Origin of the sequence: Microbulbifer elongatus, assembly GCF_020524885.1 — a bacterium.
GTDB classification, from domain to species: Bacteria; Pseudomonadota; Gammaproteobacteria; order Pseudomonadales; family Cellvibrionaceae; genus Microbulbifer; species Microbulbifer elongatus_A.
The window spans coordinates 50,027-76,640 of record NZ_JAIVKJ010000006.1 but is presented as its reverse complement, the minus strand read 5'-3'; the positions used below and the strand labels follow the sequence as shown (position 1 = coordinate 76,640).

The 26,614-nt window shown below is 54.9% G+C and carries 23 protein-coding genes; 11 read left to right on the top strand and 12 right to left on the bottom strand.

Annotated features, from left to right (window positions below):
- Positions 1 to 126: 126 nt before the first annotated feature.
- The 9 genes from LC059_RS17115 to LC059_RS17075 all read right to left on the bottom strand — a co-directional run bounded on the left by LC059_RS17115 (position 127) and on the right by LC059_RS17075 (position 8,908).
- Positions 127 to 468, bottom strand: a complete 342-nt coding sequence (locus LC059_RS17115) for a hypothetical protein (protein ID WP_226705091.1) — start codon at positions 466 to 468, stop codon at positions 127 to 129.
- Between the two features lie 99 nt (positions 469 to 567).
- Complete coding sequence (locus tag LC059_RS17110; protein WP_226705090.1) at positions 568 to 909, bottom strand: hypothetical protein; 342 nt, start codon at positions 907 to 909, stop codon at positions 568 to 570.
- A 596-nt stretch (positions 910 to 1,505) separates the two neighbouring features.
- The gene (locus LC059_RS17105; RefSeq protein WP_226705089.1) at positions 1,506 to 1,904 is read right to left on the bottom strand and encodes a hypothetical protein; all 399 of its coding nucleotides are present in this window, start codon (positions 1,902 to 1,904) and stop codon (positions 1,506 to 1,508) included.
- Positions 1,905 to 2,043: 139 nt separating this feature from the next.
- The gene (locus tag LC059_RS17100) at positions 2,044 to 2,508 is read right to left on the bottom strand and encodes a hypothetical protein (protein ID WP_226705088.1); all 465 of its coding nucleotides are present in this window, start codon (positions 2,506 to 2,508) and stop codon (positions 2,044 to 2,046) included.
- A 1,122-nt stretch (positions 2,509 to 3,630) separates the two neighbouring features.
- Positions 3,631 to 4,077 carry a hypothetical protein gene (locus tag LC059_RS17095; RefSeq protein WP_226705087.1) on the bottom strand — a complete coding sequence of 149 codons (447 nt, stop codon included), beginning with the start codon at positions 4,075 to 4,077 and terminating at the stop codon, positions 3,631 to 3,633.
- A gap of 537 nt (positions 4,078 to 4,614) precedes the next feature.
- Positions 4,615 to 5,043, bottom strand: coding sequence for a DUF6210 family protein (locus LC059_RS17090; protein ID WP_226705086.1), 429 nt, complete (start codon positions 5,041 to 5,043; stop codon positions 4,615 to 4,617).
- A 121-nt stretch (positions 5,044 to 5,164) separates the two neighbouring features.
- On the bottom strand, positions 5,165 to 5,623 hold the full coding sequence (locus LC059_RS17085; RefSeq protein WP_226705085.1) for a hypothetical protein: 459 nt from the start codon (positions 5,621 to 5,623) through the stop codon (positions 5,165 to 5,167).
- A 793-nt stretch (positions 5,624 to 6,416) separates the two neighbouring features.
- Complete coding sequence (locus LC059_RS17080; RefSeq protein WP_226705084.1) at positions 6,417 to 7,925, bottom strand: fumarate hydratase; 1,509 nt, start codon at positions 7,923 to 7,925, stop codon at positions 6,417 to 6,419.
- Positions 7,926 to 8,146: 221 nt separating this feature from the next.
- Positions 8,147 to 8,908, bottom strand: coding sequence for a hypothetical protein (locus LC059_RS17075; RefSeq protein ID WP_226705083.1), 762 nt, complete (start codon positions 8,906 to 8,908; stop codon positions 8,147 to 8,149).
- 319 nt (positions 8,909 to 9,227) lie between these two features.
- Here LC059_RS17075 and LC059_RS17070 point away from each other — a divergent pair, with 319 nt between their 5' ends.
- From LC059_RS17070 to LC059_RS17055, 4 genes are all read left to right on the top strand, one after another.
- On the top strand, positions 9,228 to 9,809 hold the full coding sequence (locus tag LC059_RS17070; protein ID WP_226705082.1) for a superoxide dismutase: 582 nt from the start codon (positions 9,228 to 9,230) through the stop codon (positions 9,807 to 9,809).
- 196 nt (positions 9,810 to 10,005) lie between these two features.
- The gene (locus LC059_RS17065) at positions 10,006 to 11,913 is read left to right on the top strand and encodes a DUF885 domain-containing protein (protein WP_226705081.1); all 1,908 of its coding nucleotides are present in this window, start codon (positions 10,006 to 10,008) and stop codon (positions 11,911 to 11,913) included.
- A gap of 136 nt (positions 11,914 to 12,049) precedes the next feature.
- Positions 12,050 to 14,098 carry a c-type cytochrome gene (locus tag LC059_RS17060; protein ID WP_226705080.1) on the top strand — a complete coding sequence of 683 codons (2,049 nt, stop codon included), beginning with the start codon at positions 12,050 to 12,052 and terminating at the stop codon, positions 14,096 to 14,098.
- Entirely contained in the window at positions 14,095 to 15,480 is a 1,386-nt protein-coding gene (locus LC059_RS17055) for a catalase family protein (protein WP_226705079.1), read from the top strand. The genes LC059_RS17060 and LC059_RS17055 overlap by 4 nt, the downstream gene beginning before the upstream one ends.
- Positions 15,481 to 15,486: 6 nt before the next feature.
- Here LC059_RS17055 and sodC read toward each other — a convergent pair whose 3' ends face one another.
- From sodC to LC059_RS17040, 3 genes are all read right to left on the bottom strand, one after another.
- Positions 15,487 to 16,026, bottom strand: a complete 540-nt coding sequence (gene sodC, locus LC059_RS17050) for a superoxide dismutase family protein (protein ID WP_226705078.1) — start codon at positions 16,024 to 16,026, stop codon at positions 15,487 to 15,489.
- A gap of 125 nt (positions 16,027 to 16,151) precedes the next feature.
- A complete protein-coding gene (hda, locus tag LC059_RS17045; RefSeq protein ID WP_226705077.1) occupies positions 16,152 to 16,886 on the bottom strand; it encodes a DnaA regulatory inactivator Hda in 735 nt (244 codons plus the stop codon).
- A 3-nt stretch (positions 16,887 to 16,889) separates the two neighbouring features.
- Complete coding sequence (locus LC059_RS17040) at positions 16,890 to 17,987, bottom strand: DUF2066 domain-containing protein (RefSeq protein WP_226705076.1); 1,098 nt, start codon at positions 17,985 to 17,987, stop codon at positions 16,890 to 16,892.
- A 267-nt stretch (positions 17,988 to 18,254) separates the two neighbouring features.
- Between LC059_RS17040 and purM the strand changes: the two genes are divergently transcribed.
- The 7 genes from purM (at position 18,255) to LC059_RS17005 (ending at position 26,548) form a co-directional block, all read left to right on the top strand.
- On the top strand, positions 18,255 to 19,319 hold the full coding sequence (purM, locus tag LC059_RS17035; protein WP_226705075.1) for a phosphoribosylformylglycinamidine cyclo-ligase: 1,065 nt from the start codon (positions 18,255 to 18,257) through the stop codon (positions 19,317 to 19,319).
- A 7-nt stretch (positions 19,320 to 19,326) separates the two neighbouring features.
- Complete coding sequence (purN, locus tag LC059_RS17030) at positions 19,327 to 19,998, top strand: phosphoribosylglycinamide formyltransferase (RefSeq protein ID WP_226705074.1); 672 nt, start codon at positions 19,327 to 19,329, stop codon at positions 19,996 to 19,998.
- A gap of 61 nt (positions 19,999 to 20,059) precedes the next feature.
- Positions 20,060 to 20,854, top strand: a complete 795-nt coding sequence (locus LC059_RS17025) for a DUF3108 domain-containing protein (RefSeq protein WP_226705073.1) — start codon at positions 20,060 to 20,062, stop codon at positions 20,852 to 20,854.
- Positions 20,855 to 21,083: 229 nt separating this feature from the next.
- Positions 21,084 to 22,559 (top strand): OmpP1/FadL family transporter, encoded by a 1,476-nt coding sequence (locus LC059_RS17020; protein WP_226705072.1) that lies wholly within the window; start codon positions 21,084 to 21,086, stop codon positions 22,557 to 22,559.
- A gap of 588 nt (positions 22,560 to 23,147) precedes the next feature.
- Complete coding sequence (locus LC059_RS17015) at positions 23,148 to 24,530, top strand: CmpA/NrtA family ABC transporter substrate-binding protein (protein WP_226705071.1); 1,383 nt, start codon at positions 23,148 to 23,150, stop codon at positions 24,528 to 24,530.
- A 100-nt stretch (positions 24,531 to 24,630) separates the two neighbouring features.
- Positions 24,631 to 25,623, top strand: a complete 993-nt coding sequence (locus LC059_RS17010; protein ID WP_226705070.1) for an ABC transporter permease — start codon at positions 24,631 to 24,633, stop codon at positions 25,621 to 25,623.
- A gap of 46 nt (positions 25,624 to 25,669) precedes the next feature.
- A complete protein-coding gene (locus LC059_RS17005) occupies positions 25,670 to 26,548 on the top strand; it encodes an ABC transporter ATP-binding protein (RefSeq protein ID WP_226705069.1) in 879 nt (292 codons plus the stop codon).
- Positions 26,549 to 26,614: the final 66 nt, after the last annotated feature.

Sequence of the window (26,614 nt, the reverse complement as noted above, 5' to 3'; positions counted from 1 at the left end):
GCGATGAAATTGCAAGAAAGCTAAACACCCGCCCCAGGAAAAGATTTGGTTTCAGAACACCAGAGAAAATGTACTATGGGAAATAATTACTTTTGTCGCGGTTCAAAGTTGATACTAGGTATTTCGCTAGCAGGACTCGCCACGATAGATCCGCTGATCCTCTATACCAAGCCCAACGGAACATGAATAGTTCTCTTCCTTGGTCATACTGCACTCAAAGTTCCCAGCCCACTTTGTAACAGTGCCATCATCTAGGCACCAGTTATACTCTGGATCGGATTTGATTTCGCCATACAGCTCTTTTGCCGCTTCTCCGTTTATAAACAAGCTAAAGCCAGACAGCTCATCTGAAGGCTTCTCTTTTCCATATATTTTAAGCAGCCCGCTCATCTCGACATACCTAGGCCCTTCCATGGCCAAAGCGACGGCTGGCAACATTAACAAAATAGCTACAGAGATATTTTTCATAGGGATTACATAACGCCTCAAACACCGGCTTGGTGAAGTTGGCGGCTTTTTTGGAACAAAAAAGATGAAAGCTTTACCAAGTCCGAGTGCTTTGACTTGTTACATGTTGACATATTTACGGTACTTAGGCTTTTCAAGCTCATCATCTAGGAAGTGGGAGATTTTATTAACCCAGTTGCTATCCTCGCTACAGAAGCCCATTACATAAGCTCCCGACCAGTTATCCCAACCTAAGCCCAACTTGACGCCATCTTTTTCCATTTCGGCAACGACCTCATCTAGGCCAATTACGGGCTTTGATATTGGCAAGAATCCAAAATGCTCTTGGATTAGGTCGCCAATAACAGGAACTAGACTGGCTGAAGCATAAAACACTTCATAGGTTTGCTGGCCATTCGCTGCCGTATATTTTTTACCGCTTAAATCTTTGAGCATACTCATGACATGTAACGCCCACGGCAGGGGCGGCTTATCTTGTGCGCGATTTGCGCGAAAATGGGAGCGAAGCGACCCGCGCAAAACGTGCATAAGGTAAGCCGTCCCGCGGAGGCCCGGAGGGCCGTAGCATTACTGCCCGTGATTGTTAGGCTTGTGCTTGGCACGTAGGCCACCTTTGTACCATAGAGCACCGACTACCAGTAGAGAAAACGCAATATCTATAAGTAGATGAGAGAGTGAAAAAGTAGCCCGTCCTGATATCCCACCACTAGACATAAAACTTACGGGAAAGCCCGCATAGACCATGCCATCGGCTACCCCACTACTTTGAATACGCCAATACAAATATGACACGGTTGTAAGCAGAGCGAAAAAGCCAAAGCTCGAGAGAAAAAACAAAGATATGTTAAAGAATTTCAAAATTCTGACTCTCTGATAAGCGATAGCCTAACGCCGCCGGCAGGGGCAGCTTACCTTGTGCGCGTTGTGCGCGTTGTGCGCGAAAATGGGCGCGAAGGGACCCGCGCAAAAGGTGCACAAGGTAAGCTGTCCCGCGGAGGGCCAAAGGCCCGTAGCAAATTGCCCGGCCTTGTTAACCATTACCTAGCTGCGGGCCTTGTGCTCCCCCTGTACTTGGAATGGTCTACTAAGACCACCAAAATATCACCCACTACTGCAGTACCATTTGAATCAATTTTCATAGATTCCCCATTGACCGTTAAATCAAGGTAATCGACGGAATTTGATACTTTAGACTCCACTTTCTTTAAAGATATAGCAACACGCTTTCCATCTTTGGAATCCATGTCTGCAGTGAACTCAGCATCTTTAGCTATCAGGGTGGGCTCCATAAGCTCTTCAGCCAATTTATACACCACAATTGACATGTCAGATGATGTGCTTTGCTTATCACTTGGTTGAGATACTGCAGTCAGCGAATAGACCACTGCGGCGCCAAACAATAGAGCAAGTAAATGTGTAGATATCCTTTTAAGCACTGCAGTTTTTCCTTGTGATGGTTAACGCCGCAATCAGACGCGGCTTACTTTGTGTGCTTTTTGCACGACAATGGGAGCGCAGCGACCGTGCAAAAAGTGCACAAAGTAAGACGTCGGCTGCATTGCTTTGTTAAGGCTGCTACTGCACCGCCACCCCATAGCTCTCCAAGTAGTCACTAAGATCTTTTGGGGAAATTTTTTCGGATAACCCATACATGTATTGAACGTTGTCAGTGGTTGTAAATACCAAAACTGGAAAAGTTTGCTTTTGAAATTCAGCATGCCCAACTATAGCGCTTTTTATTTTTTTATAAGGAATTAAACTTTTTCCGGAAACGATACCTTTATTGTTGGCCGTTATACCATTTGGAATGAAGCTAAAAATCCAAAGCCCTGGAAAGACGAGTAAAAGTGAACCAATAAGAGATACTATCAATACCACTATTAAGTCGCGATTCTCTCCGATAAATATTCCCAATGCTGAAAATATCATCAAGCAAAAAATGAAAAGAAAAATGTGAGCTCTCATACCGCCATAGCCATACTCGGCTCGCTTAGCCTTTACAAATTTGTATGGCTCACTCCATGAAATTCTTTTCGTCATACTGAATTTGCCTTAACGCCCACAGCAGGGGCAGCTTACCTTGTGCGCTTTTTGCGCGAAAATGGGAGCGTAGCGACCCGCGCAAAACGTGCACAAGGTAAGCTGTCCCGCGGAGGCCCGCAGGGCCGTAGCATCCTGCCTGTGATTGTTATACGGCATTTCTACGGAGTTCCCTAGCCTGAATCGACCGGAGTGTCATGACCACTTGACCCATCGCCTTTAGCCCAACCAATCTTCAACTTTCGGTGAGTCCAGATTGCGCCAATTAAGGGTACTAGCCAGACCACCAAATAGAAAATGAATTTCTTGACCCGTGAAGTCATCGGGTAATTGTTTAGCTCGATCGTTAGCGCTATGTTCGCAAGAAAGCAAATAAAACCAAAAGCACCAAAAACCGCCTTGATCCCTTCATCACTCATAATTTACTGACGTATAACGCTCGGTTTAGGGGCGGCTGAAGCGTAGCGTAAGCCGTCCCAGCCGCGTATTTCGCGGCGTTTACAACCGCTTGTTAGGTGCTGCCCCTACTGCTCACGTGCGGGGAACTGGCAGGCTTCATTCCTCCAAGCCTTAGATATAACGAGAATTTCTCGGCTCAGCACTGGAAACTCTAAGAATATCGAGTTCTGCGAAGTTAACCACGGAGGACGCGCCTCCATCGCGAACTGAACACGAAGAATTCGCTCACTGTTGCGTGACAACACTTCAAAAACCAAGTGCCGCTCAGTAAAGCAAATACTAGGGATCGCTTCTAGACCGTACGCGACAGTCTCCAACCAATTAGCTAATTCTTCCGTATCACCAGTTTCCAAGCAGGGTTCCCGGAAAGACCAGTCACCTTTAGGGTGCGTAACCCGCCCTTCAACAATTAGCCAATTAGCATCTATTGGGTTCTTGTAACTAGGAAACTCATATCCTACGACATGTAATTCCAACGAAATTCCGTTAACACCGGTTATTAGCATTAGCGTCTATTCCGTGTGCACCTAACGCCGCCAGCAGGGGCAGCTTACCTTGTGCGCCTTTTGCGCGAAAATGGGAGCGCTGCGACCCGCGCGAAAGGTGCACAAGGTAAGCTGTCCCGCGGAGGGCCGAAGGCCCGTAGCATACTGCCTGGCATTGTTAGTGGTTTTTGACCACTAGCTCGCACTTGTACCCACCAAGCTCACTTTCTAGGGCCTCACTCACGTGCAGAGTATATTTACCCGGCCGGGAAAAAATAACCTCATTACCACCCATTGAGTCCCAACGGTACCCTGTTGTTTTTGGAGTGATCTCAAATGATTTGGCGACCTCAAACTCTTGAGGTGACATTAAGGAAACCATACTTGTTGGTGGTGAGCCAACTACCATAAACAACCATAAGTTTTCGTCATGACGATACACCGCCAACTCACTTCCATGATGCCCCCCGAGCTTAACTCGAAGCGTCTCGCTAGAATTTAACTCCTTAGGAGTGCATGAAACCGCCGCTTTTGATTCATACCAAATAGTTTGCGGAACTTCAGGTTCTTCGGTTGCTGAAACCTGGAAGGAAAAAGCAAACGCGAGAAATAAGACTCGATTCATACTGACCACTAACGCCGCCGGCAGGGGCAGCTTACCTTGAGCGCATTTTGCGCCAAAATGGGAGCAAAGCGACCTGTGCAAAAGGTGCACAAGGTAAGCTGTCCCGCGGAGGGCCGCAGGCCCGAAGTGAATTGCCCGGCCTTGTTATGCATTTTGGATCACTGCCGTGTCGACGCACTCAAAGAAACTTGCCATCCGCGCATACCAAACGCTATAGCCACCAGCAGTAAAGTACCGAGTGAACGCCAAAGATTATCCCCTAGTATTTGACTTGCCTCACTGTATCCAATAGCCACTGCGATCACCATAATTACCGTGACAAACAGAGCTCCAATGGTTGCACTAAGTACCGATGCGCTGGCTTCATCTCTTGTTCTCTTAGCTGAGAAGAGCGCTACAAATTGGCTCGCGGCTATACAGATGATGATTAGAGCAATGTTCATAATTTACTTAGGTGCATAACGCCCGCCGCACAGGCGAGCAACTTGTTGTGAGTCCAGCGCACATAGTGCGCGTATGTGCCGGCGCTTGTTAGTGTCAATCACTGTTCGGCCAGGTAAGGATCGCCCTAAATCCTTCTTCAGAATACGGAAACAAAAAGCACTCATCGCTGCTAACATTTACATACACCCAGGACTCATGAGACCAATCTAGGCGCTTCCTATCTACAGACATACATTTTGTTACGCGGCTACTTGAGAGGATTTCATCCAATTCATCCGCGACTTTATCATTTATATCTAACCAACCGGATGAGAAGTGTCGGCAAAGTAAACTAGCCAGATATACACCTTTTCCCTCGCTTGCAACGTATGGATTAACAGGAACGTAAACGCCTTCAATAGAATCCTGATAGCAGCGATGGCCACCAGTTTGACGACAATATGTTAATCCAGTCTGAGCTGGTATCAGCAGTGCTGCCGTTTCACTTTCGTCAAAATCAATATCTATTGTGAGATGATTCATTTCTAATAATCACTAACGCCGTGCGCAGCTGCGGCTTATTTTGGGTGCTTTTTGCACGAAAATAGGAGCGAAGCGACCGTGCAATAAGTGCACAAAGTAAGACGTCAGCTGCCGCACCTTGTTAAGTTTTTTGTACCCCAGGGCTCCGCAATAAATCTCGTAATGCTGTGTAAGTTCGCTCTTTGTCGGTATAAATTCCCTGCTCTGCGAGCAAAACTTCATCATCAATAACATTAAATTGCCAAATAAGGTCTTCAGGAAATTTTGTTTCTCTAACAACACTTAACGCGTTTGTTGATACTGACGCGGGCGAAGCGCCATTTTCTAGGCGCCGCAGAAGCTCTAAAAGTAGCATGCCCCCGGAAAGTTGAGAATCACGCACACCTTCAACTTCACATAGCGCCTCAATAATGCCATTTCGACCTCTGGACTTACTCAGCGCTACTTCAATGACCTCCCCTGAAGGATCATCTTCTTTTTCAATTATTCTGTACGCCCAAGATATGGCCAGCTCGGGACCAAGGATTCCGAGCTTGATTCCATACATATAGTAATCTGCTTCAATCGCATAGTTTTTCATGTGATGAAACTTAACGCCCAGCGCAGGCGCAGCCAGCGCGGAGCGCTTTTTGTGTTAATGTTTGAGCGCCAGCGAGTAACACAAAAGGTGCGTAGCGTTGGCTGTCGCTCTGCCGCTGCTTGTTAGTTGCGGCTACTTGTACGGAACCAACCATTCTTTAGCACCCATATTTATTTTCAAACCGTTCTCCTGCCACTGATGTTCAAGGTTCGGTATAAGAACCTCAGATTCTGGCTCGAAAACAGGGCCAGGAAACCCATCGATCATTCCAATTTCAAGTCTCTTAGCTTTGAGAACAAATAGGGCTATGGCTCCACAGTGCGGGCACTTGAAACCATTCCACATTCCATGGCGCGAGTCGGTTGCACCACAAAAAACGTCTTCTGGTGTAATTGCCTTATTGCAATGTATACATTTGATACTCATGTGCACCTAACAGTTTATTCAAAGGCCAGTGGCTTTATATCTCCCTGGCAGCTATTTACCTACTCAAGAGCTCAGCACTTAAAAATACTTCTTAATTATCAAAAAGTTAGCTTCGGCATCCTGAGACACATTCCGAAATATACAGACTACTGGCATCGCGGAATTCGCTGACTTTGGCTATTGAGCAGTTTTGCAATTCTTTTAAAGTCAATAACTTACATACCTTGCCCCAGAAATAGAAGACTTGGCCGATATATTTCGGGAATTGACATCGCCTGCCATTAAGAACCACTTTGAAAAGTGCACAAAAAAAGGCCGGTTCCAAAATTGGAACCGGCCTTTTTTAAGCGCATCGGAGCATCAGGGCCTACACTGCACCCTCTTCAATCTTGTGCTTCCAGATCACAGGACCCGTGTTGTGTACGGACTCACCCTTACTGTCTACCGCAACGGTCACCGGCATGTCTTCCACTTCGAATTCGTAGATGGCTTCCATACCCAGTTCCGGGAAGGCGATGACCTTGGCATCTTTGATAGCCTGAGCCACCAGGTAAGCAGCGCCACCAACAGCCATCAGGTAAACGGCTTTATTGTCACGGATGGCTTCGATCGCGGTGGGGCCGCGTTCAGCTTTACCAATCATGCCCAGCAGGCCGGTCTCTTCCAGCATGGTACGGGTGAATTTATCCATGCGGGTGGCGGTGGTGGGGCCTGCGGGGCCGACCACTTCTTCGCGAACCGGATCTACCGGACCCACGTAGTAGATAAAGCGGCCGGTCAGGTCCACTGGCAACTTCTCGCCTTTGGCCAGGATGTCGACCATTTTCTTGTGCGCGGCATCGCGGCCGGTGAGCATTTTGCCGTTCAGCAGCAGAGTGTCACCGGGCTGCCAGCTCAGAACGTCTTCCGCAGTCACTTCATCCAGGTTCACACGGCGGGTATTACCACCGGCTTCACGGGTGATTTCCGGCCAGTCTTCCAGCTTCGGCGGGGTCTGACGCGCAGCGCCGGAGCCATCGAGGGTGAAGTGGGTGTGACGGGTAGCTGCACAGTTGGGGATGATGGCCACAGCCTTGTTGGCGGCGTGGGTGGGGAAGTCTTTGACCTTCACATCCAACACCGTGGTGAGGCCACCGAGGCCCTGGGCGCCGATACCCAGCTTGTTGACCTTGTCGAACAGCTCGAGGCGCAGCTCTTCCGCGCGATTGGATGCGCCGCGCTCCTGCAGTTCCTGAATGTCGATGGGGTCCAGCAGGGACTCTTTCGCCAGCAGCATAGCCTTCTCGGCAGTGCCGCCAACGCCAATACCCAGCATGCCGGGCGGACACCAGCCTGCACCCATCTTCGGCACCATTTCCAGAACCCAGTCGACGACGGAGTCGGACGGGTTCAGCATGGCGAATTTACTTTTGGCTTCACTGCCGCCGCCTTTCGCAGCCACGTACACATCGACGTTGTCGCCGGGCACGATCTCGTAGTGGATCACCGCCGGGGTGTTGTCGCCGGTATTTTTACGGGCGCCGTCCGGGTCTTCCAGGATGGACGCGCGCAGAACGTTGTCGGGATTGTTATAAGCGCGGCGTACGCCTTCGTTGACCATGTCGGTCACGCTCATTTCCGCATCCCACTGCACATTCATGCCCACTTTCAGCTTCACGGTCACAATGCCGGTGTCCTGACAGATGGGGCGATGGCCCTGGGCACACATACGGGAGTTGATCAGGATCTGCGCCATGGCGTCTTTCGCCGCCGGGTTGGCTTCCTTCTCATAGGCCTTGTTGAGGGCCTGGATAAAGTCCTGAGGGTGGTAATAGGAAATGAACTGCAGCGCGTCGGCCACGCTGTCGATCAGGTCGTCCTGGCGGATAATCGTCATTGCCGGCTCCGGTTGTCTCTCGTCTCGAAGGCGGCGATTTTACACGAATTGACCGACAGTGTTGGACTGAGGTTATGGAGGAGGTTATAGAGAGTGCGAAGGGATTCGGGAGGGAAATTACCGGTACAGGCTGCACAGGTGAAAATGAGAACGGTTAGCGGCAAGCCATCTCGCCGCTAACCAAGCTCCGGGGCTGTATCAGCCCCGGCGATTACCCCAAATCAGGGGGTAGATGCGGTGCTGGAGCTGGACTGCAGACTGCGGATGGCGTCGCGCAGCTGTACCAGGTCCTTGTTTACGGTGCGGCGGTAGCTATCGATAGACTCTACCGCTTCCTCGTTGGCGCCTACGCGGGCAGTGAGGTCAGCACGTACGGAAGACAGCTGGCGCTCGAGGCTGGCCACCTTGTCTTTGGTCTCGCGAGACGCGCTCACGGTGGACTCTTTCAGCTTGGCAATTTCGCTCTCCAGCGCAGCCACTTTTTTCAGGCTGCTTTCAAAGCCCTTGAGCTTGCTGGAAAGTGCCGCCACGTCTTTCTTGGCCGCGTCTGCGGTAGCCTTGTTCGCAGCGATGCTCTTGCGGTTGGTATCGTAAGACACGCCCCACAGCTTGCGGATTTCCGCAGAGTTTTCTTTCACCTTCGCGTTCAGCACCTCAACAGAAGCCGCGGATTCCTCTCCGGACATCTCAAAGCGCTTCTCCAGCTGCACGATGCGGGCTTCCGCGTCTAACAGCTGAACCCGGGTGTCTTGCCACTGGGTATACAGGAATCCCGCGCCGCCCAGGCCCGCCAGAGCCAGCAAAAGCGCGACTATGGCCAGGAATGAGGAACCACCGCCAGAAGATGACTCTGCAGCCGGTTCTGGCGCAGAGGGAGGTGGCGCAGCGTAGCGCTGCCGGCCACCAGCTGGGCCGTTAGGGATCTGAGGGTCCATCGAAGATGAGCTGTTGCTGCCATCGAATGTGGGCTCTCTGCGTTGCATGTTGTAATCCTGCGTTGAGATGCGGCCCTTGGGGCCGGCAATCGGTAGAAATCTGCGGCAGTTATACCAAAAATTGACGAAAAAGTAAGCGGGTCCAGTTATCAGAATAGGACAGTAAATGTGGCCGACCATTCCGTCATTGATAATCATTCGCGAAAATAGCCGGCATATCACCGCACGTTTTGCCAAAAATGAGGCGCTTCAGGCCTGCCCTATGGCTTAATAATGACATCTAGCGGGTGTAGAATGCGTGCCACCAATAACTGACCTGCTGCCGTTCTTGGGTCGGAGCAGGTCCCGCAAAAGGAAGGATTGACACATGGCACATGTTCTACCCGAACTCCCCTATGCTATGGACGCGCTGCAGCCGCACATCTCTCAGGAAACCCTGGAGTATCACTACGGCAAGCACCACAAAACCTACGTCGACAAGCTGAACGGTCTGCTGGAAGGCACTCCGGAAGCCGACAAGACTCTGGAAGAAGTGGTCAAGTCCTCTTCCGGCGGTGTGTTCAATAACGCGGCCCAGATCTGGAACCACACCTTCTACTGGAACTGCCTGAGCCCCAACGGCGGCGGCGAAGCGACCGGCGCCGTAGCCGACGCGATCAACACCGCGTTCGGTTCTTTCGACAAGTTCAAAGAAGAGTTCACCGCTAGCGCCGTAAACAACTTCGGCTCTGGCTGGACCTGGCTGGTGAAGAAGTCCGACGGCTCCGTTGCCATCGTAAACACTTCCAACGCCGAAACTCCCCTGACCGACGACAGCGTTACTCCGCTGCTGACCTGCGATGTGTGGGAGCACGCTTACTACATCGATTACCGCAACGCTCGTCCAAAGTACATGGAAGCGTTCTGGGCGCTGCTCAACTGGGACTTCGTGAACCAGAACTTTGCCTGATAGCCATCGGGTAAGCGTTACCAAGCGCGAAAAGCGGGCCTGTGGCCCGCTTTTTTTATGTCACTACTTTTTTATGCCACTACTTTAGCTTGCCCTCTCCAATCTGTATCCAAGCACGGAATTTGCATCAGATCCCGATTATGGTTACAACACTGACCGCACAAACTTACCATTCCATTAAAAGCTGAGAACATCTATGAAGCTGAAGATTACCCTGCTGGCGGCTGCCATAAGCACCCTGGCCATGACAGGATGCGACCGGGAACAAAAGCCAACCGAATCCCAGCAGACTCCCGCCACAACCGAAAGCGCTCAGAATCAGGAAGCCCAGGCAGGCGCGAGTGCGCAGGATGACAACGGAGCCTCCACTGGCAACGCCGAAGTAATCGCCAGCACCAACGCGCTTTTTGAAGAACAGTTCCAGGCCCACGTCCAGCGCAGCCCGGAATTCAAGACCTTCCTCGGTATCAAGGACGACTACGGCAAGTGGGATAATCTTTCGCCGAGCTTTCAGGAAGAAACCCACGAGATCAACAAGCGTCAGCTGGAAGCGCTGAAGAAAATCGATCCGAAGCAACTGGACGATGCCACCCGCCTCTCACTCGAACTTGCGATCCGCAACCTGGAGCAGGACATCGAAGGCTGGAAGTGGCGGCTGCACACTTACCCGGTGAACCAGATGTACGCGACTCACACAGGTGTCGCCTCTCTGTTGATCAACCAGCACCGGATTCAAGACACCTCCGATGCTGAGGCCTACATTTCCCGTCTGCAGGGCCTGCCCGCCCACTTCGATCAGCTGATCGAGAACCTCAAGGAGCGCGCGGACAAGGGTGTTATCGTGCCGAAATTCGTGTTCCCCTACGTTATCAGCGATGGGGAAAACCTGATTACCGGCGCCCCCTATGACGACGGCAAAGACAGCACCCTGTTTGCCGACTTCAAGGGCAAGGTAGAAAAGCTGGAAATCAGCGAAGAAGAAAAGTCTGCGCTGGTCGAACAGGCCAAAACAGCCATGCTCGAAAGCGTCAAGCCTGCTTATGAGAAGCTAATCGGCTATCTGGGTGAGCTGGAGAAAAAGTCCACCACGGATGACGGTGCCTGGAAATTGCCGAACGGCGACGAGTTCTATCAGCACCGTCTGAACGTTTACACCACCACCGATATGACCGCCGAAGAGATCCACCAGAAAGGCCTGGAAGAGGTGGAGCGCATTCACGGCGAAATGCGCGAGATCATGGAAAAGGTGGAGTTTGATGGCAGCCTGCAGGAATTCTTCGAATTCATGCGTACCGACAAGCAGTTTTACTACCCGGAAACCGAGGAAGGCAAGCAGCGCTACCTGAAAGAAGCCACCGCGATGATCGACACCATGAAGGGTCGCCTCGACGAGCTGTTTATTACCAAACCGAAGGCGGATCTGGTGGTAAAAGCCGTGGAGCCCTTCCGCGAGAAATCCGCCGGTAAAGCCTTCTACCAGCGCCCGGCACCGGACGGCTCACGCCCCGGCATCTATTACGCCAACCTGTACAAAATGAGCAGCATGCCCATCTACCAGATGGAAGCCCTCGCCTATCACGAAGGTATTCCCGGCCACCATATGCAGCTGTCCATCATGCAGGAACTGGAAAACGTGCCCAGCTTCCGCAAGTTCGGCGGCTACACCGCCTACACCGAGGGCTGGGGCTTGTACTCCGAGCTGGTACCCAAAGAGATTGGCTTTTACCAAGACCCCTACTCCGATTTCGGACGCCTCGCCATGGAACTGTGGCGCGCCGGCCGCCTCGTAGTGGATACCGGCCTGCACAGTAAAAAGTGGACCCGTGAACAAGCGATCGACTGGCTGGCTGAGAACACCCCCAACCCGCAAGGGGATGTGGTGAAAGCCATCGAGCGCTACATCGTGATGCCCGGCCAGGCCACCGCTTACAAGATCGGCATGATGAAGATTGTCGAGCTGCGCGAAAACGCGAAAAAAGAACTGGGAGATAAGTTCGATATTCGCGAATTCCACGACGTAGTGCTGGCCAACGGCGCAGTGCCGCTGGATGTCCTCGAAGAGCTGGTAGATGAGTGGGTATCAGGGAAAAAGTCTACGGACTGAGTCTGATCCTGAAATCACTACCTAGTGACAACCTAAAGCCAGGGCTCTCGCCCTGGCTTTTTCATTTGTACAGAACCCAATTACAATACGGCGAAATCATTGCGGCGGAGCCGCAATACAATAAGAATCGAACACAATGGAAGTCGTATTCATGAAGGCCCCTCACTTTCGCGCCCGTATTCGTCCCCTGCGCACAACCCTTGCCATAATGGCGTCCTCCGCACTGACACTGACCGGCTGCTCCCTGGCCCACAAATTCTTTGAACCGAATATCGTCAAGGAAGAAGTGTCCGAAGTGCGCTATCTGGATCAAGGTTGGTCAGAAGAAGATCGCCAACTGTTTTACAACACCCCCCAAGGTACCGAACTGCAGGGGCTGCACTATGCATGGCTAAAGGCACTGGAACTGCCCTTTTCAAAGGAAAAGCTGGCCTCTGCAGAGAATATGCGCGGCTGGGGGTTTATCGTCGATGACGAGCCGGCAAGCGAAGAGTCCGGTGTGCACCCGGTTGGGATGGGCAGCCATGTGAACCCCACCGATGATTCTGTGCGCCTGGATTTGGGCTGTGCGCTCTGCCACACCGGAGAACTGCACTACAACGGCGTTGCACTGCGTGTGGACGGCGGCCAGGCAATTCACGGGATGTCTACCGGCAACCGCGGGGAGTTTATCTATTCGCTGGGGGCGTCTACCTTGTTTACCAACCTCAGTGGCAGCAAATGGGAAAGGTTTGCCGATGAGGTAGTGGGGCCGGATGAAGCGGCGCGGAAGCAGCTCAAGGCCGATTTCAGTGCATTCAAGGAGCACTTCTTCACGTTTGCCGACGGCCCCGGTCGAGACGAAAATTTCCCGACCACCGAGGGGCGCGGGCGTACCGATGCTGTGGGCCGGATCGGCAATGTCGTATTCGGTTACAACCTGGGGATAGAAGACAATTACAAAAAAGCCGATGCACCAGTCAGCTATCCCTTCCTGTGGGATATCTGGCGCTTCGACTGGGTGCAGTATACGGGCTTTACCAACCAGGCAATGGCGCGCAATGTCGGTGAAAGCCTCGGCGTGATGGCGCCGATAAATCTGGTCGATGAGAACGGCGAGTTGTTGCCCGACGGCGAATTCGGCCAATCCACCATCAACGTCGAGGGTATGCAGTGTATCGAGACTACCCTGCGCAAACTCCGCCCACCGAAGTGGCCTGAAGATGTACTGGGCAAAATCGATATCGATCAAGCCCGTCGTGGTAAAGACCTTTTCGCAGACCAGTGCGCCCACTGCCACGGCCCGCACCAATCCAAGCCCTACCAATGGCAATTGGCCGCCGGGCCAGGCGACAACCCGGACCGCCAGCGCAGCGTCAACTGGCAGTGGGATATGTCCGGGCAGATTTCCTACGACGACCAGAACCGTCCGCTGCGCGAAGACTGGCGGGAATCCATCTGGGCCGTTCCGTGGATCGATATCAGTGTAATTGGCACCGACCCCACTGCCGCCAAGAATTTCGTCAATCACACATACGATCCGGGCCCATTGGTGGCAAAGAACCCGGACGACCCCAATGATGCCGAAAATCGCAAAGTCTCAGCAGGTGACGGCCTGCAACTGCTGCTCAACGAGCTGATCCCGGTACTCTATAAAAACAGTGGTATATCCAGCGACAACAACGGTATTGCCGATTACGACGGGCTCAATGTGCCCTTCCGCATCGCCAACAAAGCCGCTTACAAGGCGCGACCATTACATGGGGTCTGGGCCACACCGCCCTTCCTGCACAATGGCTCCGTGCCCACTATTTACGACCTGTTGTCACCTTTCGAGGCGCGCCCTGTGCGCTTTGGCGTCGGGCACCGGGAGTACAACCCGGTAAAACTCGGCTATGTCACCGATATGCGGCCGGGTAACTTTGAATTCGATACCAAACAGACGGGCAACAGTAACGCCGGGCACCTGTTTACCGACGCCGATGTCGATGGACGCATCGGCGAACGCCTCAGTGAAGGCGAGCGCATGGCGCTGATCGAATACATCAAGGTAATGGGGAATCCAGATTTTTCCGATGCCCTGGGTGGCGACCCGCAAAACTGGGCGCAGTACCCGGAGGCACCGGCCAGCGCAATTGGCGAACAAGCCTGTAATCAATTTCGCCATACAGCCCCGTCGCTCGCGTCACGGGAGGTATCACCTTGAGCTACCGTAAACCATGTTCTGGTTTTGTCACGGCACTGGTGATCACCACCCTGTTCGCCCCTTCAACTCTCGCCGCCAGCGAAGGAGAGGGTGACGGCGCACCGGCAGAGCTTGATATTTCAGGGCGCGTAGAAGCCAGTATCGACCAGTTGGAAATGGAAATATCGAAAGACGAGCGCGCAGCTATCATCTCGACGATTGAATCCGCGCGGGAAATATCCAGGATTGCGCATAAGTACAACAGCCCGGCCCACGGTGACCACTACCGCCGCGACGCCCACGCCAAGGCCACCGGGTGCCTGCGCGCCGAGTTTGAAGTGAACGGGGATATTCCCGAGCCGTTCCAGCACAGTGTGTTTGCCAACCCCGGGCGTACTTACCAGGCGTGGATCCGCTTCTCCAATGGCGACATGCTGGTGCAACCGGATGGTAAAGGGGATGCGCGGGGCATGGCGATTAAGGTGATGAATGCGCAAGGCCTGGCAATTGCCCCGGAGCTCGGCGATGGTTCTGAAGTGACCAATCAGGACTTCATCATGACCAATACCCCGGCGTTCTTTAACCGCAATATTTTCGATTACACAGAGAATATGCAGCACCTGGCAAAGCTAGACCGGCAGGGCTGGTTCGTGAGTTTGTGGCCGCCGCGCCTGCACCTGAAAGAAATGTTCCGGGCTTACCAGACCGTCTCCTCAAAGATCGATACGCCGCTTGCGGAGCAATATTTCTCCATGCTGCCCTATCGCCTCGGCGAGACAGCGGTGAAATTCTCCAGCCGCCCCTGTGCGGGCACCGACTACGCCACGACCGCCGACAGGTCCGCGGACGATTACCTAACCCGGCAGATGTCAGCAACCCTCGACTCGGGCTCCGCCTGTTTTGAGTTTATGGTGCAGCCGCGCAATTCGGCCAAGTCTGACGCGATAGAACAGGATCTGCCCCTCGACGATGCAACCGTGATCTGGAATGAAGACATTGCACCATTTGTACCCGTCGCACGCATCCATATCCCGCCGCAGGCATTTACCAGCAGTGCGCAACAAAATTTCTGCGAGAACCTGTCGATGAACCCCTGGCGGGGGGTCGGTGAGTGGGAACCACTGGGCAGCCTGAACCGGGCGCGCCGGTTGGTGTACCACGCGGTGTCTGAATTCCGCCATCAACGCAATGAGGCGCCAATCGAAGAACCTGCCAGCTGGTGCGTGCCCGGCGCCGAAGAACCGTGCACGCCACAGCAGGGACTGAATATCCGTAAACCCACCTGGCCGCTGCCACGCTGCTTCGATGGATTGTTTCGGCCGCTCGACGGCAGTCCAGCGAGCAGCCAGTGTGAGGGCTACGGGGGCGAACTCGCCGAGCGAGGCAGCGAGCCTTCCTACTGAATTACCCTACTGAATTACCCCGCAGGCGATCCGCGCACCACCGCCACCGAGGGGTTTGGGCTGATCCGAGAAATTATCGCCGCCGGCGTGAATCATCAGCGCGCGCCCCTTGAGGTCCGCGACCTTCACCCGCGGCGCCAGCACTGGTGTGGTGGCCTTGCCGTCGCTATCAACGTACAGCGACGGCAGGTCACCCAGGTGACCGTCACCCCAGGGCAAGCCGTGCTTCCCAGTCTTTTTCGGGTCATAGTGACCACCCGCCGCCAGCCCGGGCACCATTTTCCCTTCTTTTTCCGCCGCTTCGCAGCTGCCGTTTTCATGTAAATGAAAGCCGTGCACACCGTGCGGAAGCCCCCTGAGGTTCGGTGTAAATACAAGCCCGTACTGGGTTTCGGTAATGGTCACCGTCCCCAGCATGCTGCCGACCCCCTTGCTGTCGAGCTTCAACACGCTGACCACGGTTTCCGCACTGGCGGAAAACGCCAGCCCCATCAAAGCCACGGCGACACCGCCACGCAGTAATACCTTTCTTACAAATCGGGACATTGAGCTCCTCCACTGTCCGCCAACAGCGATCAGCCAGCCGGCGGGAAAATTCACATCAACGAATACAGTGTAGAAGCAAATGACAGGAGGGCCGGTCACGGGTACCGGCCGCTGCCCAGACAGGCTCAGATCTTGAGAACCTGCTTGACGAAGGGAATGGTGATCTTGCGCTGGGCCTGAAGAGAAGCCCGGTCCAGCTGCTCCAGGCAGGCGAACAGGGCACGGGTATCTCGCGGTGCCCGGTGCAGGATGTACTGGGCCACATCTTCCGGCAGATCGAAGCCCCGCAGACGACTGCGCTGGCGCAGTGCCGCCAGCTTGTCGGCATCACTGAGAGGATGTAACTGGAATGTAAGCCCCCACTGCAAGCGGGAGTGCAGGTCAGCCAGTTCCAGCGCAAGTCCTCTGGGGGATTTGCGCGCGCCAAGGATCAACTGCCGGCCGCTGTCGCGCAGGCGGTTGTAGAGGTGGAACAGGGCTGTCTGCCAGTCCGCACGCCCTTCGATCAGCTCGAGGTCGTCGATACACACGAGGTCCAGGAATTCGAGGCCCTCGACAATGACCTCTGGTTCTGCCTCGATCAGATCTGCCAGCGGCAGATACTGAAAACTGCGCCCCGCACTCTCTGCGACCTGGCACACTGCCTGCAACAGATGGGTTACCCCACTGCCCGGCTCGCCCCACAGATAAACGGCCTGCTCGGCATTGTCGCCACTGGCAAACGCCCGCAACAGGCCAACGACCTGGCGATTGCTATCACCCGGGGACTGGAAGAAATTAGCGAAGGTAGCGTCGTCACGCAGAGATACCCCCAGCGAGAGCTGCTGTGGCACGCTACCGGATTGACTGCTATCAGACACGGATTACCGCCAGCTGTAGCGCAATGGGTTCTGGGCGCTGCCGAGTGGCGCGCGATAGCCGCTCAGGTCCACCAGCCCCTCATCTTTTGCCAATTGCAGATTGCGGTTAAGAGCCAGCACGTCTCGCAGGGATTCCAGCTGGGTGCTGGTGGTCAGCGCCAGGGTCAGCCGATCACCGTTGACCGCCAGTACATCCGCACTGCTCACCTGCGCCAGGCCCTGCAAGTAGCTGGTGGCCTCGGAGTAATCGGCAAAACTGCGGATACCCGAGATCTCTACCTGTACTGCGCTGGCCACACCGGTATTGTCAGTGCGTACCGCGTAGCGCTCGGCCAGCCGATTGGCTGCCTCATTGACGCCGCGCAGGGCGACCTCTTCGAGAGAAGCGCCACTGGCATCGAACGCGTAACTACGGCCACCGTGCACCAGCAGCCAGTTGGCCTGCCAGCGCTGACCGGAAGTCTGCAGCAGACGCCCCATCAGGGTAGCGTCCGGGCGATAGCGCACGCCGGCGCGCTGGGCAGCGCTCTCATCCTGAGCCCAGAGGGCACCCAGCGGCATATTGCGCTGGTCGTTCAGATCCATCACCGGAAAATCCAGCGGCAGCCCGCGCTCCAGCGCCAGGCCGTCGAGCAGTCCGAACAGTTCCGGGTAGTCCTCCTGGCGCAGGGTATCGCGGCCACCCTGGAGGGTGTCTACCGCCATCCACACCAGGGTACCCGGGCGGTTGTTGGGCCACAGTGGCAGTTGCAGCTGGTGCACCAGGTCATTGACCGCCTGGGGGTCAAAGGTCAGCTGCAGGTAAAGCTGGTTGTCCTGGGTGTCGTAACGGTAGCCCTGTACGTACTTCTGTGCCTGCTTCAGCACAGGCGCCAGCTTGGGCTCAGTGCCCACATTCTGGTTGCCGGTAACCCGGACAAATACCCGCTCCAGGCCTCGGCTGGTGGCCTCTGCGCGGTCGGTGGTGCCGCGGCTGGAGACCGCTTCACTCACTTCGTACAGGTCCGGCATCACACGGGCGGAAGTCGGCAGCGACAGCAACAGGGCCGCCAGCAGCAACGAAAAACAGAGCAGCACCCGGGGGTTCATGGTCAATGGCATTGGCTCGTAGTCCCCTTTTACCTCTTATATATGTAACAGATGCACATCCGTGCGCAGGTTCACACCGGACAATGGTGCCCTGCTGACAAGCAGACAGGCCCGCTGAGATGGTGCGCTCACACGCCGAAGACGGGCCTCGGCGGTCAAATTACGGCTATTGTATCAGTGTCGGCTGTTTCTCCCAGCCTTCAGTTCGCACATTCAGGTAATTTTCCACTAGAATACGCGCCCTTCCAAATTGCCAAACAGGCCCCAACAGGTTGAACCATGAGCGACTCCAAGCCGAATTCCTCCAGCCCCTCCCTCAGCTACAAAGACGCCGGTGTCGATATCGATGCAGGTAACGCGCTGGTCGAGCGCATCAAGCACGTGGCCAAGCGCACCGCGCGGCCGGAAGTGATGGGTGGCCTGGGTGGCTTTGGCGCTCTGTGCGAGCTGCCCAGCGGCTATAAACAGCCGGTGCTGGTCAGTGGCACCGATGGCGTGGGCACCAAGCTGCGCCTGGCGATGGACCTCGGAATCCACGACACCATCGGTATCGACCTGGTGGCCATGTGTGTGAACGACCTGGTCGTTGCCGGCGCCGAGCCCCTGTTCTTCCTCGACTACTATGCCACCGGCAAACTGAATGTCGATATTGCTGCCGACGTGGTCGCAGGTATCGGTAAGGGCTGCGAACTGGCCGGCGCCGCGCTGGTCGGCGGTGAAACCGCGGAAATGCCCGGTATGTACGAGGGCGACGACTACGACCTGGCAGGATTCTGCGTGGGCGTGGTGGAGAAGTCCGAGATCATTGATGGCTCCAAGGTCCAGGCCGGCGACAAGCTGATCGCACTGGGCTCCTCCGGACCTCACTCCAATGGCTACTCCCTGATCCGCAAAGTGCTCGAAATCAGCGGTGCCGACCTGCAGAAAGACCTGGAAGGCAAAACCCTGGCAGAGTCCCTGATGGCGCCCACTCGCATCTACGTCAAGAACCTGCTGACGCTGATGAAAGAAGTTCAGGTCAACGCCCTGAGCCATATCACTGGTGGTGGCCTGCTGGAAAACCTGCCGCGGGTACTGCCGGAAAATGCGCGCGCCGTCATCGATACCAACAGCTGGGAGCTCCCGCCCGTATTCCGCTGGTTGCAGGAAGCCGGCAATATCGAAGGGCGCGAAATGTACCGCACCTTCAACTGCGGCGTGGGCATGGTGATCTGTGTACCTGCGGCGGACGCCGACAAGGCCGTCGCCAAACTGAAAGAACTGGGCGAAGACGCCTTCATCGTGGGCAGCATCGAAGCCGGTTCAAGCGCTGACGCCGAAGCTGTTGAGCTGGCGGGACTGTAAGCCGACGATGTCCACCTCTTCCTTATCAATGCCGGATGGCAAGTGCCGCGTTGTGGTCCTGATCTCGGGCAGCGGCACCAACCTGCAGGCGTTTCTCGACGCCGCAGCGAGCGCCGAGTGCGACTACACCGTTGAGGCCGTCATCAGCAACAAAGCCGATGCCTACGGTCTCACGCGCGCGCGCAATGCTGGCGTTGCTACCGACGTATTGAGCCATCGGGAATTCTCTGATCGCGAGAGCTTTGACCAAGCAATGATCAAAGTCATCGACGGCTATCAGCCCGACCTGGTGATACTGGCCGGCTTTATGCGCATCCTCACTCCGGACTTTGTCCGCCACTACAGCGGCCGTCTGTTGAACATTCACCCATCCCTGTTGCCCAAGTACCAGGGCCTGCACACGCACCAGCGCGTACTGGACGCCGGTGACAGTGAACACGGGGCGACTGTACACTTTGTCACCGAGGAACTGGATGGCGGGCCACCTGTGCTGCAGGCCGCCGTGCCGATCGAGTCCGGCGACACCGCGGACACGCTTTCACAGCGCGTTCAGGTACAGGAACATATCATCTATCCGCTGGCCGCCAGTTGGTTTGCCCAGGGGCGGCTGAAAATGGTCGGCGATCGCGCCGAATTGGATGGCGAGCTGCTGCCTCGCAGCGGCAAACGCCTCGACTGACAGGCCGTCTACACTTTCGGCCTGAATCATGGAATCAGAATTTCAGGCCGGAGGTGGAACCTTGTCTCACAACGCACTGTTCAAGAATGTATTCGCTAAGAAAGTACTTGGCTGCGCCGTATACTCCCTTCTGACATTACTGGCGGCAACGCCAATCAGTCATGCCGAGCCAGCGACTGGTGCAGCCGTTCAACCCGAAAGCCCCGTCAAAGTCCTGCTCCCCTTTTCCGCCACCTACGAAGCGAAGTTCAGCGGCTTTGCGGTAACTGCGGAACGCAAACTCAGTGGCTCGCCCGCCAGTTGGCGCCTGGATTTTTCCGCCCACTCAGTATTTGCCAAAATCGAAGAGTATTCGCGCTTTGCCCAGCAGGGTGGGCAACTGGTGCCTCAGCACTATGACTACCAGAAGTCCGGCCTGGGTAGAGATCGTCACACCGCGCTCAGCTTTGAAGACAACGCCAGCCGCGTGGTGAACGTCTACGACAAATCCCGCAGCATTGAAAAGGCGCCCGCCAACGTACAGGACAAAATCAGCTATCAGCTGCAGCTGGCCATGGATGTGGCGAATAAAAAATCCCCGCTCAAGTACCAGGTAGCCGATGGCAAAAAAATTCGTGAATACGAATTTCGCGTGGCGGGGAGAGAAAATTTGAAAACGCCAATGGGTGTGATCGAAACGGTCAAGGTTGAGCGCGTGCGAGAAGAAGGCGCAGAGCGCATCACCAACATCTGGTTTGCGCCGCAGTGGAACTATGCGTTAGTAAAGCTTATGCAGCAGGAAGATAATGGCAAAAGCTACCAAATCACCCTGACAAAATTATCCATTGATGGCAGAGATATCGTCACAAAAAATTAACGAGAAAATTTTTTTCACATCCTCCAAAAAATTTACGACAAGTCGTAGATTTTTCCGCTACAGACAACTATAAAGTCGTCGCATTCTCCCCGTGCGTAAAAATCGCACTGCTAGAATCAAGCTACTGGGAATTTGTTTGCTTGAAGCAAAAACTTTCTGGAAAAGCTTCTTCGCCAGTATTGGGGCAATTTCCCGCTGGCATAATTTTCAGCAATTAGAGTGGGACCTCATGACTATCAAAACTCTGCGTAAAGCCGCTCTGGCCGCAGCGATCTGCTCCGTCTATGGCGGCACTTTCTCCAGTGGCGCTCTGGCCGCGGGTTTCGCCCTTCAGGAATCCAGCACTACAGGCCTGGGTCGCGCGTTTGCCGCGGAAAACGCCATTGGCGACAACGCAGCAATTCTCGCCCGCAACCCCGCCGGCTCCGCACTCTTTAATGAGATGGCATTCTCTGTTGGCGTTACCTACGTAAACCCTGAAATCGATGCCGCCGGTACCACCGATTACTACCTGCTTACCTCCACTGGCCCGAGCCTCGCGGCTTCGGTTTTTGATACTGCAAACGACTACGCAAGTAGTGCTTTCGTACCAAATGCCTATCTGGCGGTTCCATTTGACGATTGCTGGTCGTTTGGCCTTGCCATGAATACCGACTACGGTCTCGAAACCGATTTTGACGCCGATTGGCCGGTAACCCACATTGCCGACAAGACTGAACTGCTTTCTGTCAATATCGCACCTTCCGTGGCGTTTGACTGGAACGATCAGTTCAGCATCGGCGTGTCTGCGAACTTCCTGTATGCAGACGCGACACTGAAGAGCAAAGTCCCCCGCGACTTCGTACTCGATGCCGCAGCCCAGCAGCTGCTCGGCACCTCGGTTTCCGACGCGCGCATTCTCGACGCGGACGGTGATGACTGGGATTACGGCTGGAGCATTGGCGCCCTGTGGCGCAGCGTCGATGGCCGCACCCATATTGGCGTTTCCTACCAGTCAGAACTGGATCCGGAGATTGAGGCGGACGTCGACTCCGACCTTCTGCAGGCGTTCAACAACGCGGGACAGCCAATCGGCACGTTCAGCAATGAACGCGCCAACCTGACACTGGACCTGCCCGACACCTTCGAGCTGGGCATCTATCATCGCTTCCACGATGAGTGGGGCGTAGCCTTCGGTGCAATGTGGACGGACTGGGACGACTTCGAGCGTCTGGAAGCCTTCTTCCCCGGCCAGGTTGCCGGCGGAGAACCAATCCCTGACTACAACCCCCTGCTGATCAAGGAAGAGAATTTCTCCAGTGGCTGGCGCTACAGCCTCGGCCTGGAATACTACCCATGTGATGAAGTCACCTGGCGTATCGGCTACGCCTACGATGAAGGCGCTGCGCGCAATGGCTTCAATGAAGACGCGATTCTTGAATCGCAGTCAGTAGGTTTTGTTCCCGATGGACTCCCGGTAACCTGGCGCACCCTGTCCATCCCCGATGCAAATCGTCAGTGGGTCACCTTTGGCGGCACCTATGAGTTCAACAATCAACTGAGCATCGATGGTGGCCTCGCCTACCTGTGGGGCGACGATGAGCGCATCCAGGAATTCCAGGCACTGCCGCTGACTCCGGACATCGGACTTGGAACCTACTTCGATGGCGGTACTACCAACCTCGAAGCCTGGTTGATAGGTGCGTCTCTGAACTACAGCTTCTGATAGCAGTCTCGTCAGAACTGACCTCAAGGCCGGGATTCATATCCCGGCCTTTTTCGTTATGGGCTCCGCGCATTTTTAGCGCGCGCGCACCAAATCGACGCCAGAACCGCACCGAAAGCGCCCCCTCCTGTTTTCCCGATAAAAATGCCATTGGCGCAGTATCAAACACCTCGCGCACCTCCGAAAGAATCGTTTCCACCTGCCCGCAGAGTGCTTCACTGAAACCGTCGACGCGGGGAAATCTCTCGAAAATACAGCAGGTTGCGCCATCCACTCGACTATTTCACACCGCTTTTTCAAAACCCTGCAACGCCCGCTTACCGAGTACACCTCCCGCTCGGCAAATCAAGTTGGCACAGAGCCTGCAAGGCTCCGGTAAACGCGGACGTAAAGTTCCGCACTGAATTCAGCATGCGGGCGACACGCCGCCCACATAACAAACAGACTGGCATCGCATAGCGTTGCCCTTGAGCAGAGGCGCTCACCGTTCCTGTCCGTGGAGACAGGCCAACGGTGGGCGTTTTTTTTTGGCTGAATTTTTTCGCACCTTCAAACATGAGCATTAAACGGACCAGGAGCACAATGACCATGCAATGGAAAAAGCCCTTTAAAAAAATTGCCGTATCGCTGGCACTCGCGGTGGGGTTCACCGCGAGCACAGCGGCAGTCTATGCAGAAGAGCTTGGCTATCCGGAAAAGGAAGAGCTGACCTTCGGCTTTATCAAGCTCACAGACATGGCCCCGATTGCCATCGCCTACGAGAAAGGGTTCTTTGAAGACGAAGGCCTTTACGTAACCATCGAGGCCCAGGCCAACTGGAAAGTTCTGCTGGACGGTGTCATCGATGGCCGTCTGGACGGAGCGCATATGCTGGCAGGCCAGCCTATTGCCGCCACCATGGGCTTTGGTACCAAAGCGGATATCATCACCCCGTTTTCTATGGATCTGAACGGCAACGGCATCACCGTCTCCAACACCATCTGGGAAGAGATGAAGCCGAATATCCCCAAAATGGCTGATGGCCGTCCGGTTCATCCGATCAAGGCAGATGCCCTCAAACCAGTGGTGGAAAAATACAAGGCGGATGGCAAGCCCTTCAATATGGGCATGGTATTCCCGGTTTCCACACATAATTACGAGCTGCGCTACTGGCTCGCCGCAGGTGGTATTCACCCGGGCTACTATGCGCCGCACAAGGGCGACATCTCTGGCCAGATCGATGCCGATGCACTGCTCTCCGTTACCCCTCCCCCGCAGATGCCCGCCACCCTGGAGGCAGGCACCATCTATGGCTACTGCGTAGGTGAGCCGTGGAACCAGCAGGCCGTATTCAAGGACATCGGTGTACCGGTAGTGACCGACTACGAAATCTGGAAAGACAACCCGGAAAAAGTGTTCGGTATCACCAAAGAATTCGCTGAGAAATACCCCAACACCACCGTGCGTATTACCCGTGCACTGATCCGCGCCGCCATGTGGCTGGACGACAACAATAACGCTAACCGACCGGAAGCGGTGAAGATTCTCTCGCAATCCAATTACGTGGGTGCGGACTACGAAGTAATTGCCAACAGCATGACCGGCACCTTCGAATACGAGAAAGGTGACAAGCGCGAAGTGCCGGACTTCAACGTCTTTTTCCGCTACCACGCCACCTACCCCTACTACTCCGATGCCATCTGGTACCTGACCCAAATGCGTCGCTGGGGCCAGATCGAAGAGGATAAACCGGACGCGTGGTACAAGGAGCTGGCAGCAAAAGTGTACCGCCCCGACATCTACCATGCCGCCGCCAAATCACTAATCGCCGAGAAGCTGGCTTCGGCGGACCAGTTCCCGGACTTTGATTCTGAAGATGGCTTCCGCGATCCGCAGACACACTTCATCGACGGCGTGGTCTACAACGGCCAGACACCCAATGAATATATCGACAAATTCTCGATCGGCCTGAAGTCTGGCCAAAAGCTCTGATTCAACAAACCATCAAGGGGCTCGGGTTCCGGGCCCGCACAAAAAAGAATTCAGAACCCAAATCATTGATCAGGTTTAACGAGTGCCGAGGTATCAGAAGATGAATACGACGAGCGTGAATACCGGAAAATTTTATGGCTTCAGGTTGCCACAACTGGATAGCGGCCTGGTCAGAGGCTTTATCCGGCTGGTGGCCCTGCCCCTGGTCGGCATCCTCGCTTTTCTGCTGCTGTGGTCAGTCACCGCACAGAATATCGATACCTCTCTGGGCAAGTTTCCCGGGCCATCCGCTGTACTCGAGCAATTCGACGCGCTCTATGGTGAGCACCAGCGCTCTCGGGAGAAAGAGCAGGCCTTTTATGAACGTCAGGAAGCGCGCAATGCAAAGCGGGTTGCGGAAGATCCAGGCTACGAGCCAAAGATCCGCGCCTATACCGGCAAGGAAACCTTTATCGACCAGATCGTCACCAGTCTGATCACTGTCATGAGCGGCTTCCTGCTTGCGGTATTGATTGCGATTCCCTTGGGGATTGCCGTCGGCCTCAGCAAGACCCTGAACAGCGCGGTCAACCCGATTATCCAGATATTCAAGCCGGTATCGCCACTGGCATGGTTGCCACTGGTCACCATGGTGGTTTCTGCGCTCTACACCACGCCAGACCCGATCGTCGCCAAGTCGTTCCTCAACTCCATGATCACGGTCACCCTGTGCTGCCTGTGGCCCATGGTAATCAATACCGCAGTGGGTGTTGCGGGTATTGATAACGACCTGGTGAACGTAAGCAAGGTATTGCGCCTGCCCGCCCTGCGCCACGTACAGAAAATCGTGCTGCCAGCCTCTGTACCCATGATCTTTACCGGTATGCGTCTTTCACTGGGTGTGGCCTGGATGGTGCTGATTGCCGCAGAAATGCTGGCGCAGAACCCGGGCCTTGGAAAATTTGTCTGGGACGAGTTCCAGAACGGCAGCTCCGATTCCCTCGCGCGCATCATGGCCGCTGTGCTGGTGATCGGCTTTATCGGCTTCCTGCTGGATCGCGGCATGTTGGCACTGCAAAAGCTGGTGTCCTGGGACAACACGGCGACCCAGTAACCGTCGTCATCCCGGTAAGATTCAAAAATTAACGGAGAAGGAAACAATGAGCGTACTTCTGGATATCAGCCATATCGATATGGAATTCCCCACCCCCAAGGGTCCATTTACTGCCCTGCGGGATGTGGACCTGAAAATTGCCCAGGGTGAATTCGTCTCCCTGATCGGCCACTCGGGCTGTGGCAAGTCCACGGTGCTGAATGTGGTGGCGGGGCTTTACCAGGCCACCCGCGGCGGGGTGATCCTGAACGGCAAGGAAGTAACCGAGCCGGGTCCGGAGCGCGCGGTAGTTTTCCAGAACCACTCCCTGTTGCCCTGGCTCACGGCCTACCAGAACGTGGAGCTTGCGGTAAAACAGGTATTTGGGAGCAGCAAATCCAGGGCCGAGATGCGCGACTGGATTGAGCACAACCTCGACCTGGTGCATATGAGCCACGCCATGCACAAGCGCCCGGGGGAAATTTCCGGGGGTATGAAACAGCGTGTGGGAATCGCCCGCGCACTCTCCATGCAACCCAAAGTACTACTGATGGACGAACCCTTTGGGGCACTGGATGCGCTCACGCGCGCGCACATGCAGGACTCTCTGATGGAAATTCAGGCGGAGCTGAACAATACCGTCATCATGATTACCCACGATGTGGACGAAGCAGTACTGCTCTCTGACCGCATTGTCATGATGACCAATGGCCCCGCCGCAACCATTGGCGAGATTCTGAGCGTCGATCTGGAGCGCCCTCGCCATCGCCTGGAACTGGCAGACGACCCACTCTACAACCAGTATCGAGCCAAGGTGCTGAAGTTCCTGCACGAGCGCCACAGCAAACCAGATGTACCGGCCCGCAAGGCACTGCCTGACAAAGCGGATACACCGGTCACCTCAAAACCTGAAGTGCAGGAAGAGACCGTCGATAACGCGGCCTGACGCCTGGCCTGACAGATTTCAATTTCATGCTGTACTCGTTCGGCATCGCTGTGTGGTGTCGGAAAG